Raw genomic sequence first — 17196 nt, 5'->3', positions numbered from 1 at the left:
TATACCGTAATTAGTCGTAGTCATAGTATTCACCTACCTCGACATCCTCGAGAACAGCGATAGCGTCGTCTGAGAGAATAGCTGCCGAGCAGTAGAGTGAAAGCAGATAAGAAGCAACGCCCTTATCATCAATTCCTCTGAAACGAACTGAAAGTCCTCTTGACTGTTCGTTTTTCAGATTACGCTGGAAAAGACCGATAACGCCTCTCTTAGCCTCACCTGTACGAACGAGAAGGATATTTGTCTTTCCGCTCTTGCTCTTTGGATTCTTGAGACCGTCAACAAGGAGCTTATCTGTTGGAATAATCGGGATTCCTCTCCATACGATGAATGTGCCGCCTGCGATGTTTGTGGTAACGGGCGGTACGCCTCTCTTTGTGCATTCTCTCTCAAATGCTGCAATAGCTCTTGGGTGTGCAAGGAAGAATGAAGGCTCTTTCCAAACCTTTGTGATAAGCTCATCGAGGTCATCAGGTGTAGGTGCACCGTTTCTTGTCTGGATTCTCTGAGAATCAGGAACGTTCTTTAAAAGGCCGTAATCATCGTTGTTGATAAGCTGGCTCTCTTGACGCTCACGAAGGCTCTCGATAGCAAGGTCGAGCTGCTCCTTTACCTGATCGTATGGCGAACCGTATACATCAGCCACTGCTGTGTTTACGTTTATGATAGTTGAGATAGAAGCGAGCTGAAGCTCTCTTGGCTCTTCCTCATACTCAACATAACCCTGAGGAATTATGTCAGACTTCTTCTCAACGCTGCAAAGAACGTCAAGAGGAGTTTCGCCCTCTTTAACCTTGTTTATTCTGTAAATACCTGAGTCAAGTCCCTTGAATTCGAGTACCTTTGTGATCCACTTTGGTGTCAGTGCACCGTACTGAGGTCTGGTCTTGTTAACGTCGGCAAGGTTATATGCCGCTTTTTTGCCAAGTGCAACTATGGTGTCATTTTTTGTTTCCTTAGACATAATGTCTACCTCCATTTATTAATGTATATATTACAGACAGATTTAGTAAGCTTTAGTATGGCGTGATACATGGGTATTGAGTCCATGTATATTTTTCAAAGCTTTCTCTGTCCGATAATCAATAGATTGGGAAATCCTTATCAACTTCCCTTGCCCATGCGTTTGTACCGCCCTTTAAGTTGTAAAGCGGACCTGTATAGCCTGCTTCGCGGAGAGTATTCACAGCAAGTATGCTTCTCTTGCCCTCCTTGCAGACAAAGACTGTATCAACAGAAGTATCGAGCTCCTTCTGACGTCTTTCAAGCTGTCCTATAGGGATAACTATGGCATCGGGGAACTTTGCGATAGCTCTTTCGTGAGGTTCGCGGACATCAACGATAGTTATCTTCTCACCATCGTCAATGCGGCGTTTGAGCTCCTTAGGCTCAATTCCTTCTACCTCTGCTTCTTCCTCTTTCTGCTGAGTAAGTCCGCAGAAATCCTCGTAATCGAAATCCTCTATCTCGGTAATAGTCCTCTTCTTGCCGCAGAGCGGACAGTTATCGTTTTTATGTATTTTCAGCTCTCGCCATTTGAGATTCCATGCGTCAAAGGTGACAACTCTGCCGATGAGGTTTTTTCCTCCGCCAACGATAAGCTTTATTACTTCGTTAGCCTGCAAAGTACCGATAACTCCGGGGAGTACACCTACTACGCCGCCCATTGCGCAAGAAGGAACAAGTCCTGCCGGGGGAGGTGCAGGGTACATACATCTGAAGCACGGACCTTCCTTTGCATAGTACACGGAGACCTGTCCCTCGAACTGGTACATGGCTCCGAAAACATCGGGCTTTCCAAGAAGTACGCAGGTGTCGTTCACAAGATATCGTGTGGGATAATTGTCGGAAGCGTCAGCCACAACGTCGTATTCGGAGATGATACCCTCAGCGTTTTCGGCTGTAAGACGCATATTGTATGTCTCTACCTTTACCAGCGGATTTATCTGGCGTATGCTGTCCTTTGCGGAAGCTACCTTAGGTCTGCCGATATCACGAGTACTATGCATTACCTGACGCTGGAGATTTGACTCCTCCACCTCGTCGTTGTCGATAATGCCGATGGTACCAACGCCTGCTGCTGCAAGATACTGTGCAAGGGGAGTGCCGAGGCCGCCTGCGCCTACGATGAGTACCTTTGCGGCTTTGAGTCTTTTCTGTCCCTTAACACCTATCTCCTGCAAAAGCAGGTGACGGCTGTAACGGTTTATCTCATCATTGGTGAGCTTTTCGCCTTTTCTGTCTCCGATAACGCTTTCAACGCCCGAACCTCCTGCGATAGCAGGGATAAGTATTACCTCGTCTCCGTCTTTGACTTCTGTATCAAATACTTCAGGATCGACCATTTCGTCATTCAAAAATACATTTATGAAAGCTCTGAGCTGACCTTCTTCGTCAAACAGTGCCTTTTTAGTTTCGGGATATTCCGCGGAAAGAAGATCAAGTATCTCGCCTACGGTCCTGCCCTCAAGCTCTATTTCGGATCTGTGCTCGGTAAAGAGCCTCAGAGTTGTCGGAATAACTACTGTAACTGCCATATGCAGCCTCCTTTATACGGCTTTTATGTAATCGACCAAAGCTTATATGTCATATTTATCATATATAAATACTATGGTTTTAATATACAACGTCAATGTATGTATTATAGCACTATGTGACAAAAAACACAATAGTTTTTCCTGATAAATAACTTAGTATCGGCTATAGTTGTTTTCTATAACCTGCACTTTTAAAGGTCAGATTATATAGAACCAGCTGTCGTCCTCCTCTATTTCTACTCGTTCAACAGGCTTTGAAGCGTCGTAATTGTAGCGGAGTTCCTGATTTTTAACGCTTACCTTTGCACCGTCGGGAACCGAACGTGTAATGAATGCGTTACCGCCTATAACAACGTCCTTACCTATGACAGTATCTCCGCCCAGAATGGAAGCTCCCGAATATATAGTAACATTATCCTCGATAGTAGGATGTCGCTTTTTGCTTTTTAGTGCCTGACCGCCCCTTGTGGACAGCGCACCGAGTGTAACGCCCTGATATATCTTCACGTTATCGCCTATTATGGTGGTCTCGCCTATAACGATACCTGTACCGTGATCTATGAAAAAGTATTTTCCAATGGTAGCACCGGGGTGAATGTCGATACCTGTCTCACTGTGAGCGTATTCCGTCATCATACGGGGGATTATGGGGACTCCCAGAGTATAAAGCTCATGAGCTATCCTGTTGATAAGGATAGCAAAAAGTCCGGGGTAGGAATATATTATCTCGTCCTTGCTGTAAGCAGCAGGATCTCCGTCATAAGCTGCCTGAACGTCGGTCTCTATGTATTCCCTTATCTTACGGAGACGCTTCGTAAAATCGAGAGTCATTTGCCTTGCTTTTTCAATGATATCATCATCGTTTCTTCTTTCACCGCCCAGAACTATGGTTATCTGCTTGGTAAGCTTGAACATAACGTCCTCAATAAGCATAGACAGATTATTTCTCAGCGTATACACCTTTATTGAGCCGTTCTTGAAATATCCGGGAAAAATAACCTTTCTCAGGCTTGAAAGAATATCTATTATCACCTCTTTATTAGGGTGATTGAAAATCCTTGTTTTGTCGATCTCTTTTCCTTTATGATAATCGTCTATCAGATCGTTCACTATACTGTTTATATTGTCTTCAAAAGTGTCCAATTACAATTGCTCCTTTCTGGTATCAATTCCTATCATTATTATAGATGTTGGAGCGATGGAAGTCAATATTTCGGCATATACCGCTTTTTTATTGTTTGTTATAGATAAGGTCAATAAGGAAATGTGTTTAAAAACAGCATCTCAAAACATCATTGATCAGGCTTTATGTGCAGAAATTTGCGAGATATGAGTGCGGCGATTACAATTTTGTAATTCTGCGCACAAAGTGAAAGATCCATGCTATCATATGATTACAGTAAAGGCACAAAGCAAAAACAATTATAGGAATGAGGTAGTTTTTATGAAAAAAATGATTTCTTGTATTGCAATACTGACAATGTTGGTTTCTATGGTATCATGCGGAAATACCGAAAGCGGCGGAACATCTGAAAACGTATCGAAAGTGTCAGCCACAACATCAGCTGCAATCACAACTACAGCAGATACATCAAAAGAAGAGAAAACAACAGCTGCAAATGCAAAGTCTGACAATAAAAAAGCCGAAAGCAACGGAAACAGCACAACAGTCGTAGCTGATGACAATATCGGAGCTTCACCTGTGACAAAGACCGATTATATGCAGATAGCAGGTGTATGGTATGAGGAAAACGTTCTTGATACCCGTGCTCTTACTATTGACGGCGACGGAACATATAAGCTTTCATACCGCGGCGGTGGAAGTGAATACGGCAATATTCAGATAGAGCGTCAGGTGCTTGGTGCTGATGATGTCACAAATATCTGGTACTGCTTCTACAGAGAGGACGGTACTTTGTGGGAGAGCTTCCGTCTTACAGCCCGTGAAAATATGTCTCCTGCACTTGTTTCGGGATTTGACAATACCGCGACGGTATTTGGATTAGGTGACGGCGACTCATCAGGAGAGCCTGACAACAGTCTGGCGGCAGTCAAGAGATTTATGGGTAATTGGAGCTGCGGAAGATGCTATATCAGTATCAGCAGCAATGGCGACGGAACATACAATGCAGATGTAAAGTGGAGCTCCAGCGCGGCAGAGGGCAGTGCATGGACATACATCTGTACATATGACGCAGAGAATGACGCTCTCGTTTGCAGCGGTTCGGGAGTAAACGTGGATTATGTTTATACCGAAGACGGTCAGAGCTCACATACGGAGAACTATAACAACGGCAGTGCAATGTTCTACACCGATAATAACGGAAATCTCCTGTGGCACGACTACTACGCAAACGTAGCTGACGAAATGGTATTCACAGGCTGCTGAAAAAGCAATTACAATTTTGTAATTCTGCACACAAAGTGAAAGATCTGTGCTATTATATAATCACAGCAAAGGCACAAAGCCGAAAAATATTTTTAGGAATGAGGTAGTTTTTATGAAAAAAATGATTTCTTGTATTGCAATACTTACAATGTTAGCTTCTATGGTATCATGCGGAAGTACCGATAACAGCGGAACATCTGAAAACGTATCTAAATCATCAACCACATCTTCAGCTGTAACAACTACAGCTGATACATCAAAAGAGGAAAAAACAACAGCTGCAAATGCTACAGAAAAGTCCAAGGACTCCGCAAAAACCGATGCATCAGCCAAAGACAGCGGAGAAAATACACTTGTCCTCAATGAAGCCGATCGCTTATTCGGCGCATATGTTGATACTCAGGGAGACGTTCTCAACCTCAGAAACGAGCCCTTCCCCACAGCAGATATAATCGGCACTATCCCAGACAAAACTCAGATAAATATTTACTCATGCGGAAAAGCTGACTGGTACTGTACAAGCTATAACGGCAAATCGGGTTATGTAAGCGCAAAATATATCAAGGAGATAGAATCAAGCGATCAGGGCATAGGCAGCAACGTTGCGATGATAAACGAGGCTTCTGCTATACTCAAGAGCCTGAATGACATTGATATGATCGGAGGCGGAGGAGCTGTTGCTGTAGATTCGTCCGATTCAAAGCAGGAAGGCAATGCTGTCTATGAAAGGGTAACAGACAGCCGTTTTACAACGGTTGAAGATGTAAAGAAATATATTACCGATAATATCTGCGGCACACTTCTTAACAGATACAGCAGTTTCTATGAGGGTGAAGAAGCTTTATTTAAGGAAATAGACGGAGCACTCTATTTCATGCAGATCGGCAGAGGTTCAGGCTTCCCGTACACGGACGATGTTGTTGTTAAAGATGTTACCGACACTTCTTTCACGATAATGGCAAAATTTGATAATTTCGGCGGATATTCCAATATAACAGTCAAAGCTGTCAAGGATAATGGTCTTTGGAAGGCAAGCTCCTTTACAGTTGACGATGGTATGGAAAACGCAAGATAAACGTATAAAAATCAGTTCATAGCGCATATCGCCGTGAAATGGCTTTACCAATTACAATTTTGTAATTCTGCACACAAGGCTGAAAAAATATGCTATTATATAATCACAGTAAAGGCACACGCCGAAATATAACAATTTTAAAAGGAATGAGGTAGTTTTTATGAAAAAAATGATTTCTTGTCTCGCAGTTCTTGCAATGCTCGCAGCAGTACCTACAGCTACAGCTTTTGCAGCAGACACCGCACCTGTATCAGTATCGGCAGAAGCAGCTTATGATGAAACAGATATCAGTAACATTGTTGGACAGTGGAAGTATCAGCTTGCTGCTGAAAACAAAAACGTTGATGTCAGCGCAGTTGACAACGGCATTATAACCGTAAAGGAGGACGGTACATATACATATACCGACCTTGACGGCAAAACACATTCGGGAACTGTAAAGATAGATTATGATACATTCGGGGGAGAGTTCAAAGTTCCGTTCTTTGCATTCTATGAGGGCGAAGAGTTCTTTATCGGCTGCTACTGTCAGCAGAACAACCCCAATACATATCTCATCGGAAACGGCGGAATGGCACAGCTCTTATCAGTAAACGCTGACTTTTCCGCAATAACAGGCGAATGGGAAGAAGTGAACGGAGACGGCAGAGTTTTCGATATCAGCGCAAACGGTGGTTATACTGTTACATATCCTGATACTAAAACAGATCAGGGCTTTATCAAGATAGGTAACGAGATGTTCAGCGAAAACAGCGATGGAAAATTTTACAATTTCTATAATGCAAGCGGAAAAGCATGGATAGGTTTCCCAAAGACTGACAGCGAAACAGTCAATGAGTTAAAGGCAGGCGAGTTTACTCTCAGACGCAAAAACGCCGATACAAATGCTAATGTTGATCAGGAGCAATCAGAAGGCGGAAAGACTGATGACAAGAACGAGAGTGCATCATTTGATAAAGAGGATAAGACTAAGGGTGCTATAAGAGTTATGGAAAACTTCAATGTAATTATGGCATTAACCGGTGCGAGTCCTGCTTATACTACCGATGACGGAAAAGTAAACGGTTATGTAAAGGTAACTGACAGCCGTTTTACTTCTATAGCTGATCTAAATGAATTTGTTGCAGATAATTTCACAGGAGAAGCAAAAGAAGTTTTTATCAGATACATTGATGGCTATTTCATTGAGAAGGACGGTTCGCTCTATGTACAATTTATACCGCGTTCTTTCTATCAGTTCCATACAGAGAACGGTGTTACCATCACAGACCCTGCTATGGACTACTGCACAGCTACAGCTAATAAGGGCGATGAACTCTTCGGTGTTGGCAGAGCCGTACTCAAATGCGTAAGCGGCAAATGGCATATCGAAAGATATGAATTCGGTGATTTTTACGGAGTCGAAAGACACGATGTTTCCGAGATATCAGGTACATGGGACGAAGTTGATACACTTTATCCAAGACAACTCGTTATAAGAAACGACGGTTCATTTACCCTTATATTCATTACAGGAAGAGCAATGTACGGTACTGTTAGGGTGGAAGATATAGGTTATCCCAATGGCGGCATACAGACATGGTTCAATCTTTACGACGAAAACAATGAGTTCTATACAGGCTTTGAAGCAACTTCACTGACTCCCCTCAATGACCTTTATACAGGTCAGGACGGCTCAGAACACTTTGTCCGCTATATAGAGCCCGAGCACAAATACTCATCAGATGAGCTTCAGAAAATGGCTGCAAAGGATTACGAAGAAAAAACAGGTATCAAACCTGCTGATACACATTCAATGACTAACGCAGAAGGTTCTGTCACTGTTGTATTCACAGATGAAAAAGGCGAAGATTTTGACGCATACACAGTTGATCCCGATACAGGTGTTGGCGAGAAATTCTCTGACGGCAGCACAGTCAATCTCCCACAGACAGGCGTTAATTCCCTTGTACTTACAGGTACATTAACAGGAGCAGCAGCTGTTGCACTTCTTGGTCTTGGTGCTGTAATAATGTCGGGAAAGCTCCGCAAAAAAGAAGAACAAGAGTAAGAGTAATAAAAGCAGCGGCTTCTGAGAATGCTGCAATAATAATGTCATCTGATAACAGATAAACAAATATCAGGTCAGAAAAAATCCCCCTTGTATCTTTTCAGAATGATACAGGGGGGGATTAATCATAACTTGTTACATGAACCGGGACAATCTATGACCTTATTAAGCAGCTTAGAGATGATCTCATCCTTTTTATCTATCTGCTTTTCTCTGAATATCAAATGATCTTCAAGCATTCCGATCTGTTTCTGCAAATGGTTCAGGCGTTTTTCATAGTCAGCACGGATCTCCTCATTTTTCACCACGAGAATACTTATCATTTGATTTTTATCATGTATCAGTGCTTTTAAAACTGCAATATCCTCAGAACTGCTGTCATCACTGTACATATCAAGAAGCACATCGGCAAGGGGAGCAATAGTGCTCTGATACTTAAAGCTTTCCGGATCGTTGTTTTCAGAGAATACTTTCTTGATAGTTGCTTCGGAAATATAACAATTATTCTTTTCGAGCATATCCATGATCTGTGAATTGGTAAGACCGTTATCCTTTTTCAGCTTGCGAAGCCTTTCGACGGTATCACGTTTCAGTTTGTTGATTTCCATTGTATTTACTCCTTTGGCGGTTTTCTTGTTGTATTTAATGTTAAATCAGCTTTTTTGAAAAAATGAGACAATTTCTTATCAAAATGATCTTATGATACATAAATACAGATTAGTTTTCATCATACCATAAATAACGCGGATTGTCAATTAAAAAGCCATAGGATTCTGAAAGAAGGCTCAGAATTACTATGGCTTTTGACCTTTTACGAGGACACACTATGTAATACAGCCGTTAGCCATTAGGCATTAGCCGAAAGAGTCCGCTTACGCTCACATTATATAAATTATTCGCCGAAGGCGACACATCAGGCTAACATCTAACGCCTAAAGGCTTAGTTTCGTGATAAGTGGGAATTAAGATATTTTTCTATCATTATCAATGCTCAAAGCTCATGACGTATTGACTCGACAGCCATTGAAAGAACTTCGGAGATATAAGGCTTGTCCACTTTATAATAAAAAACGGAACGGATACGCTGCGGATCATACTCGTAAGCGGAGTCTATCGCCTTTCTCATATTACGTTCGACAGCTTTTACGTTTTTGCCGTAATCATCTGCGATCTTGGGGTAAAGTTCCTTTGTCAGTGATTTCAGGAGCTCGGGTGATCTTAAAGCCATGAGAATTGCTTTTATAAGAAGATGATACCCGATAAGATTGGGACGTATCCCGAGTTTCTGAACAAATCTGATAACAGCCATTTCCTGCTGATCTGTGCGCAGCTCTGTGTTTCTCATATATGTATCGGTCGGAAAGTGATACATCTCTTTTTCGTTAATGGTAGTATTAGTTGATAGCATATTTATTCTCCTTTTTGATTTATTACGGCCTATGGCTTTTGGTTTGAATTGTTTTAGTACCTGATACCTTAGATATTGACATAAAATGTTATCAAACATAAGTAAACGATCATTTAGCTTGTTCAGTACATTCGCATTATAACATACAGACTCATTTTATGACAAGTTTTTTTTGGTATATTTTGAGGATATTTTTAGTCTATTTTTAATATACCAAGAATATACCCGAAAAGACAAAATGCAGTATATAGATCAAAAAGGAACGAATCAGGGCTTTACGTTTTCCGGATAAAGCAGAGTTCGCCCTGACCTGCTGTAATACGGTCATTCTCTGTGTCAGTGATGTCTTTAAAGAAATATTCCCATAATTCTCCGTCCGAGTGACAGAATTGATAATAGCTAAGAGAATCCTCGGGATATATTTCCGTTATAAGCCTTACGGTCCCGTTTATATAACCTTCGCTGTCTTTAAGTTCAAAACTGCCATCCTCATTTATAGTAAGAGTTCTCGGATAAAATACATTTTCTTCGAGCCAGATGCCTGTAATTTCCTGAATATCATTGGTTATCTCGACCTGTCCGTGTCTTGCGTTGTTGGCAGTCGTTCTTGCAGCCTTTTTTTCTGTGTCGGGTGCAGCCGTTGTTATTAACGCGCTTTCAGCTCCCGATGCTGTAGCTGTTACAGCAGACACAGACTCTTTTGCTTTGGCATTATCATCTTTATTTATTTTGCTGCACGAGACCATTGCTGAAAATATTGAGACCATTGCAAGAAAGGAAAACAATTTTTTCATATCAGCTATCACATTCCTTTTATACTTTTTATTCCGGGATATATGTTCATTGTCTGAGAAAGCATATTGCAGTCAGGAAAGGCTTTCAAAACATGACACGTCTCAGAACGTACTCTCCCTCGGAGGTGGACGCTATCTCATATGTGCTCATATCGTCCATATTCAGATGCTTTTTCAGACGGGATATATTTACCCTTATGGTATTTTTGCTGTCCTCCATGTCGCAGCCGTAAATAGTCTTGTATATGTCGTGATAGCTTGTACGCGAGCCTATCTGCGAAGCCAGCATATACAGTATCTGCAATTCACGCTGCGGCAGGGAGTATTCATTGCCGTCAAGCGTTGCAGTTCCCGCAAAAAGGTCTACAGTAAGATAAGGAAGCTCTATCTTCGGGTGTTGTGGAGACTGCTTGACATTGCGGCGCAGCTGAGCTTCTATACGCGCCTTTAGTACGTTAAGGTCGTAGGGCTTGGTTATGTAGTCGTCACCGCCGCTTCTGAAGCCCATTACAACGCTGTCGTTCTCGTCACGGGCTGTAAGGAATATAACAGGAGCTTGTGTTTTCTGCCGCAGTATCTTGCAGAAATCCATACCGTCGCCGTCAGGCAGCATAACGTCAAGGAGCACAAGATCGGGGACGCACTCCTCCAGCATAAACGATGCGGTCTGTACCGAGTCCGCACAATGTACGGTATATCCCTCATTTTCGAGAAATGTTCTGTTGATACGCATGATGTCTGAGTCGTCTTCTACTAATAATATGTGTGACATAATGTATCCCCCTGTGATTACAATCCTGTAATTTTGTTCACTTATTCATAAATATGTGGTATAATGTTATTAAAGGAAATTATACGCCCTTACAGATCAGGCAATTATATCCTGAAAGGAGCAGAATGAGATGAAAAAGAATTTATCCAAGAGCCGCACACTCAGGCGGCGGCTTTTAGTGACTATGATAATTTGTCTTATGACAGTTTTGGTTATATGTACTCTCATCTTTAATATGGTTTATCGAAAGACCGCCGATGCAGTCACCACAAATACTTCAAAGCTTACCGATGAGACTTTCAATACGACCGCTGACATTTACTATCAGCAGCTTGTATCTTCTTTGCAGATGGAGCTGAACAACCTGTGCAGCGCTTCATATATGTCTGAATGTTTATACAATGAAGAATTTGACGATTTTGAGCCGTTTGATGTAAATGCCAATTGGCGTGAAGTTGAGGGTATTGAAAGAAATATGCGCTTCTTTCTGCGAAATCAGGCACAGGCTGAGCTGTCAAGTGACGATCCTCGCTTCTTTTTTACTTTTGACGGTGTAACATTTCAGACCTACAGCCTGACATTTTTTGATGAATCAGTCTATGATATGGACGAGGTATTTGCTGCATTTAACAGTGATAATACTATACATTCGCCTTCTTCGTATGAACGCAAGCTGTATGAATCGGATTATTACGAAGATCAGCCTGATCTTTCCGACTATATGTATGAGCATTTTAATGAAGAACGCGGTGCTTACACAAAAAACGGAAACGGATATATTATTGCATGGACTAATACTTCTACAATTTCATATTACAAACATTGTTTTGGAGTAGTCATGTACGATGTAAATGACTGGATCGTTCCTGTAAAGGAAAGCGTAAATGCAAAGAACGCCGAACTTCTGGGTTACATGGACGATCTCTTCAAAAAGTACATTTTCATCATGGTAAGTTCGATAATCGGAGTTCTGATCCTTTTCACCATTGTATTTGTAATTCTTTCCAAGAAATTGTCAGATCCCATTGTTTCCGAGCATGACCTGCTGATAAAGGTAAACGCAATGAAAACAGCCTTCCTATCAGATGCTTCCCACGAGTTGAAAACTCCTTTGGCAGCTATGTCAGGCTATGCTCAGAATGCTGAAATGGAGCTTATAAACAGCGGTGATACCGCACTTGTACAGGAAAAACTGAAACGTATCTCGTCGGAAGCCAACCGTATGGCTCTTATGGTAACGCAGATACTCGACGCAACCCGAATAGAGGAAGGCAGAATGATGCTGGAGCTTACTCCCTGCGATCTGGACAGCCTTGTGCGCGAGACCATTGAGACCTATTTTGCCGTGCTCAACAAGAACAACAACAGGCTCGCACTTCGTATTCCGCTTGAATTGCCGCAGGTAAAGGCTGACAGTTCGAGATTGCAGCGTGTATTCGTAAATCTTATCTCCAACGCTCTCAAGCATACGAAAAACGGTACGATACTCGTAAAGGCAGAAAAAGAGGACAATTTTATCAAAGCTACCGTAAAAGATACGGGAAGCGGTATCTCCGAAGAGGATATGCCGCATATCTGGGAGCGTTACTACAAGGGAAAGCACTCCGAAACAGGCACTGGACTTGGCTTGTTTATATGCAAGTTCATAGTCGAGTCCCACGGCGGCAGGATATGGGCTGAGAGCGAAGTGGGCAAGGGAACTTCATTTATGTTCACTCTGCCCGTTGAATAACAACTTACTTTATATAATAGCACATTTTTGCTGCAAATACAATACAAAAAATCAAAGATAACAGATAGTTCATATGCGTATACAGGCAATGCTGTATATCGGCATAAGTATTGATAATCTGCGTCAGATATGGTATAATTTTATAAATCAGAGTGAAAAGGAGGTCGCTTGTATGCCTTTCAATATCATCAGGAACGATATAACCAAAGTCAAAGCCGATGCCATAGTAAACGCTGCAAATTCCTCACTGCTTGGGGGAGGCGGAGTTGACGGAGCTATACATCATGCGGCAGGTCCGCAGCTCCTTGCGGAATGTCGGACTCTCGGCGGCTGCAAAACAGGTCAGGCAAAGCTTACAAAAGGCTATGCTCTTGACTGCAAATATATCATACATACGGTAGGTCCTGTGTGGCACGGCGGCGACCGCGGCGAGGAAGAGCTCCTGCGCTCATGCTACAGGAATTCCCTTGAGCTTGCAAAGGAAAAGGGCTGCGAGAGCGTGGCTTTTCCCCTTATTTCCTCGGGGATATACGGATATCCCAAGGACAAGGCTCTGGACGCGGCTGTGTCCGAATTCAGAAGCTTCCTTGAAGAAAATGATATGGAGATAACACTTGTCATATTCGATAAGGACTCCTTTGAAGTAAGCTCGGGCATTGTCGGCGAAATAAGGCAGTATATAAGCGATGCTTACGCAAAGAAATGTGCTGAACATGACAGAAGAAACAGGGGCAGACCTGGTGCAGTCGAAATGCACCAGTTTTCAAGTGCTAAACCAGGCTTGTTATTCGGCAGAAAAAAGGAGAGCATGAAAGAAAGCTCCGCAAATATCATGCTCGAAGAAGATGCTTGCTGTGAAACAAGTGCTGACCTTGAAAATATGCTCAAAGCACATGACGAGTCTTTCTCGGAAGCTCTGCTGCGGCTCATAGACGAAAAGGGCATGACAGACGTTGAGACCTATAAAAAAGCCAATATTGACCGCAAGCTCTTTTCAAAAATTCGCAGCGACAAGAACTACAAGCCTAAAAAGCAGACCGCTGTGGCTTTTGCAGTAGCTCTTGAACTTGACCTCAGTGAAACGGAAGAACTGTTGAAAAAGGCGGGCTTTGCACTGTCGGACAGTCTGAAATTCGACCTGATAATCCGCTATTTTATCGAGCACAGCAATTATAATATCTACGAGATAAACGAGGCACTGTTCGCCTTTGACCAGAGTTTGATAGGTTCGTGATTTGTCGCCTTTGAAGCGACCAAAATACCTCCGTGATGATGTATACTGTAATTACAGTAAAGGAAACGCAAAAGCGGTTCCGCAAAATACATCAAAACGGAGGTTTTATTATGAAAAAGAACTTAACTGAACTGGTATTTATCCTTGACGAGAGCGGCTCAATGAGCGGACTTACAGCTGATACTATCGGCGGCTTCAATTCCCTTATTGCAAAGCAGAAGAAAGAAGAGGGCGAAGCACTTGTATCAACGGTATTTTTCAGCAATGATTCCAAAGTGATACATGACAGAGTGAAGCTGAATGACGTTCCAAAGCTTACCGACAGGGATTATGTTCCCTCAGGCTGTACTGCTCTTCTTGACGCAGTTGGTGACGCAGTTCACCACATCGCAAATATCCATAAGTATGCCCGTGAAGAGGACGTGCCCGAAAAGACGCTGTTTGTTATTACAACTGACGGTATGGAGAACGCCAGCAGAAAGTACAGCCACAAGGACGTGAAGAAGCTCATCGAAAAAGTGCAGGAGGAAAAGGGCTGGGAGTTCGTTTTCCTCGGAGCTAATATCGATGCTGCCGAGACCGCAGGCTCTATCGGTATCAGAGCTGAGAATGCAGTTGACTATCATGCTGACTGCTGCGGTACGGAAGTGCTTTACGAAGCAGTAGGCTGCGCAGTAAGCAGCGTAAGAGCAAAAAAGGGACTGAATAAGACTTGGAAGTGCTCTGTAGAAGCTGACAATAAGCGCAGAAAATAAGATCGCGTCTGAAACTGCTGATAAATTATCCTTCTTAATGCTGATTGTGCATATCAAACTATATATTGACAAATATGTGGAAATGTGATATAATAAATATACAATATAAAGCAGAACTTGTATAGGGGTGATTTAAATGTTTATTGAATAAAAACAGCTATGATAATGCGCGTATTTCCGTTAATGGCAGATCCAAAGCTATAAGAAGGAGGATCCGATATGTGTGCAGCAGTTTTTGATTATAATGATAATGATTTTATAATGCCGTTTGACAATAAAATGGGCATGGATTCCAAGGGCAATTTAATGAGGCGTTTAGATGATTATGTAGCTATGGATATGAACTCAGGCAAATTTCACTATACGTCGCCCTGGCCGGAAGATAATGATAATAATAAATAATATATAGGCTTTAAAACTAATAGGGACTTTCCGTTCGGAAAGTCCCTATTTTTGTCTTAGTTAACATACAGAAAACCGTTTGTTATACCTCTTTGACCGATATCTATAAAGTTGTTGTTATTACCACGGCATTTTGCCCTGAACATTTTGCCGTATACTCTTACTTTATTATTCTTCATGTAATCGTAGTCGCTTCTTCCGAATATCAGTGGTTGGATAGTGCTTGATGATGTGAGGGTCCTGTCTTCATCATTGATATACAGTGTAATGGTTTTTGTCAAATTGCTGCCGAAAATACTCTGACTGGTTGCACTGTTCATGAAAGTACCAAGTGAAAGATTCTGCTTTGTATAAGGAAGGTCTATGTAATTGAGATTGGAGCAGCCGTCAAATGCAAATGCACCTATAACCTTCAGATTTTTAGCAGGGCGAAGATCGAGTGTTCTGAGTGATTTGCAGTTAGAAAAAGCACACTGGTCTATCTCTTCAAGCTGAGAATTATTACCTGCAAATTTAAGAGTTGTAAGTGCGCCCTTTGAGAAAGCATATTCATGTATCCTCTTTACAGTATCAGGGATAGTAAGTGTTTTTATGCCGCAATTTTCTGTGCAGGTAGGATATCTGTTTCCACTGTTGTTGAATTGTGAATAGTAACCTATCTCATTAACGGTGTACCAGCAGTTGTCGTTTGAAGAATATACTCTTGACGGAACAGAAACGCTGGTAAGTTCTGAATCAACAGTACCGATCCATGAAACTCCGCCAATGTTGTTCTTGACATAGTAGCAGCCGTCAGTAAAACGGAATCCGCTTACATTGTTAATACGGTTCCACTTGCATTTTACGTCACTATAAATTTCACTGAGCTTAACAAGTCTGCGTTCAGGATTGCCGTAACGGATCGCGTTGATATCAGCATCATTTACGTATCCGTCGCCGTTAACATCATAGAAAGCTAATGGAGCCTGATCTGAGTTGCTTGTATAGCCGTTATACATAACAGTACTTTCAAATATTTCTGCGTCTTCACCGGTGAACTGACCGTCAAAGTTAAGATCGCCTGCGATGCCGGGACGCTCGAAATATGTTGCGTGATCAAGGAAGAATTCTCTTGTAACAGTTGCCTGAGAGTTTGTATTGCCTGTAAACATGATCATATTAACAGGGTTACCGTTTTGGTCCGGAAGATCAACAGCTTTCCAGTTGAGTGCGTGATAATAGCGGTCACGTCCCCAGCGTATCTGGCAATCGTTCATTTCACCGTTACACTCTGCAAAAGTAATTTTACCGTTTGAATCGATATCAGTAATAAAGATACTGTGTCCGGGAGTTTTATCGCCCTTACTTGTCGATACCTTGTAATCCAGACGAACGATATCACCTATCTGAGGTATATAGTCCTCAGCCATTGGATCCTGATTGCTGTTTGCACCATAAGTGTTCTTTTTTACTTTGTGACGGATAAGTACAACAGGTCCCCATATATCATTGGAAAGCTTTCGTGCAAATCCTACACATTCACCGTTGTCAACTTCCGGTTCTGTAGTTTTTGTCCAGTCTGTGTAATATGCCTTGCGGCAGAAGAATTTGCTGTCATAATTTAATCCTTTTACTTTTTCTTCGGTAAGGTAGGATCTGTACCTTTTGTCAGGTGTGTATTCGGAATAGGTATCCTCACTGATCACACCTGTCTGTTTGTAGTTCCAGTATGAAAGATGCGGAAACTTTACCATTTCTGCGTCGATACGCTGCTGCCATTCGTTGAGAACAGTATCATAGATGATTTGTCCGTCTGCTGCATCTGCTTTTGCAGGGATAGATGCAGCTGCTGCGCCTGCTGCAACTGTCAGTGCGAGCGTTGCTGAAGTCAAGTGCTTAAATAGTTTCATGTGTTTTTCCTCCTGAATTAATAGATAATTTGCTAATATTAATAGCAATATTATTATACTGCTCGTTTAAACAAATGTCAATATTATTTCAGGTAATATTTATAATAATTTAATAATTGATCGTTCTATGACATATCGTATTTATTATATTACAACTAA

General features: G+C 42.0%; 15 protein-coding genes. 7 read left to right on the top strand and 8 right to left on the bottom strand.

From position 1 onward, the window contains the following. Positions 1–10: 10 nt before the first annotated feature. The 3 genes from QZZ41_RS03220 to epsC form a co-directional block, all read right to left on the bottom strand. A complete protein-coding gene (locus QZZ41_RS03220) occupies positions 11–964 on the bottom strand; it encodes a family 2A encapsulin nanocompartment shell protein (RefSeq protein WP_295068070.1) in 954 nt (317 codons plus the stop codon). Positions 965–1082: 118 nt separating this feature from the next. Continuing rightward, positions 1083–2537 carry a molybdopterin-synthase adenylyltransferase MoeB gene (moeB, locus tag QZZ41_RS03215; RefSeq protein ID WP_295068067.1) on the bottom strand — a complete coding sequence of 485 codons (1455 nt, stop codon included), beginning with the start codon at positions 2535–2537 and terminating at the stop codon, positions 1083–1085. Positions 2538–2735: 198 nt separating this feature from the next. Next, on the bottom strand, positions 2736–3680 hold the full coding sequence (gene epsC / locus QZZ41_RS03210; protein ID WP_295068064.1) for a serine O-acetyltransferase EpsC: 945 nt from the start codon (positions 3678–3680) through the stop codon (positions 2736–2738). Between the two features lie 301 nt (positions 3681–3981). On the opposite strand from epsC, the gene QZZ41_RS03205 reads away from it, so the two are divergent. From QZZ41_RS03205 to QZZ41_RS03195, 3 genes are all read left to right on the top strand, one after another. Then, positions 3982–4926, top strand: a complete 945-nt coding sequence (locus QZZ41_RS03205) for a hypothetical protein (protein ID WP_295068061.1) — start codon at positions 3982–3984, stop codon at positions 4924–4926. A gap of 112 nt (positions 4927–5038) precedes the next feature. After that, positions 5039–6001, top strand: a complete 963-nt coding sequence (locus QZZ41_RS03200) for an SH3 domain-containing protein (protein WP_295068058.1) — start codon at positions 5039–5041, stop codon at positions 5999–6001. Positions 6002–6161: 160 nt separating this feature from the next. Then, complete coding sequence (locus tag QZZ41_RS03195) at positions 6162–8051, top strand: hypothetical protein (protein WP_295068055.1); 1890 nt, start codon at positions 6162–6164, stop codon at positions 8049–8051. 125 nt (positions 8052–8176) lie between these two features. On the opposite strand, the gene QZZ41_RS03190 is transcribed toward QZZ41_RS03195, so the two are convergent. From QZZ41_RS03190 to QZZ41_RS03175, 4 genes are all read right to left on the bottom strand, one after another. Continuing rightward, a complete protein-coding gene (locus tag QZZ41_RS03190; RefSeq protein ID WP_295068052.1) occupies positions 8177–8659 on the bottom strand; it encodes a hypothetical protein in 483 nt (160 codons plus the stop codon). A gap of 383 nt (positions 8660–9042) precedes the next feature. Next, positions 9043–9459, bottom strand: a complete 417-nt coding sequence (locus tag QZZ41_RS03185) for a sporulation initiation factor Spo0A C-terminal domain-containing protein (RefSeq protein ID WP_295068049.1) — start codon at positions 9457–9459, stop codon at positions 9043–9045. Between the two features lie 275 nt (positions 9460–9734). After that, positions 9735–10253 carry a hypothetical protein gene (locus QZZ41_RS03180; protein ID WP_295068046.1) on the bottom strand — a complete coding sequence of 173 codons (519 nt, stop codon included), beginning with the start codon at positions 10251–10253 and terminating at the stop codon, positions 9735–9737. Positions 10254–10338: 85 nt separating this feature from the next. After that, a complete protein-coding gene (locus QZZ41_RS03175; RefSeq protein ID WP_295068043.1) occupies positions 10339–11025 on the bottom strand; it encodes a response regulator transcription factor in 687 nt (228 codons plus the stop codon). A gap of 130 nt (positions 11026–11155) precedes the next feature. On the opposite strand from QZZ41_RS03175, the gene QZZ41_RS03170 reads away from it, so the two are divergent. The 4 genes from QZZ41_RS03170 to QZZ41_RS03155 all read left to right on the top strand — a co-directional run bounded on the left by QZZ41_RS03170 (position 11156) and on the right by QZZ41_RS03155 (position 15148). After that, positions 11156–12757, top strand: a complete 1602-nt coding sequence (locus tag QZZ41_RS03170) for a sensor histidine kinase KdpD (protein WP_295068040.1) — start codon at positions 11156–11158, stop codon at positions 12755–12757. Positions 12758–12929: 172 nt separating this feature from the next. Further along, entirely contained in the window at positions 12930–13991 is a 1062-nt protein-coding gene (locus tag QZZ41_RS03165; RefSeq protein ID WP_295068038.1) for an O-acetyl-ADP-ribose deacetylase, read from the top strand. Positions 13992–14101: 110 nt separating this feature from the next. Next, on the top strand, positions 14102–14746 hold the full coding sequence (locus tag QZZ41_RS03160; RefSeq protein WP_295068035.1) for a vWA domain-containing protein: 645 nt from the start codon (positions 14102–14104) through the stop codon (positions 14744–14746). Positions 14747–14965: 219 nt separating this feature from the next. Then, the gene (locus tag QZZ41_RS03155) at positions 14966–15148 is read left to right on the top strand and encodes a hypothetical protein (RefSeq protein WP_295068032.1); all 183 of its coding nucleotides are present in this window, start codon (positions 14966–14968) and stop codon (positions 15146–15148) included. Positions 15149–15204: 56 nt separating this feature from the next. On the opposite strand, the gene QZZ41_RS03150 is transcribed toward QZZ41_RS03155, so the two are convergent. After that, positions 15205–17037 (bottom strand): leucine-rich repeat protein, encoded by a 1833-nt coding sequence (locus QZZ41_RS03150; protein ID WP_295068030.1) that lies wholly within the window; start codon positions 17035–17037, stop codon positions 15205–15207. Positions 17038–17196: the final 159 nt, after the last annotated feature.

Source organism: Ruminococcus sp. (assembly GCF_016283395.1).
The sequence above is the reverse complement of the archived record's forward strand: the minus strand, read 5'-3'. Positions and strand labels throughout refer to the sequence as shown.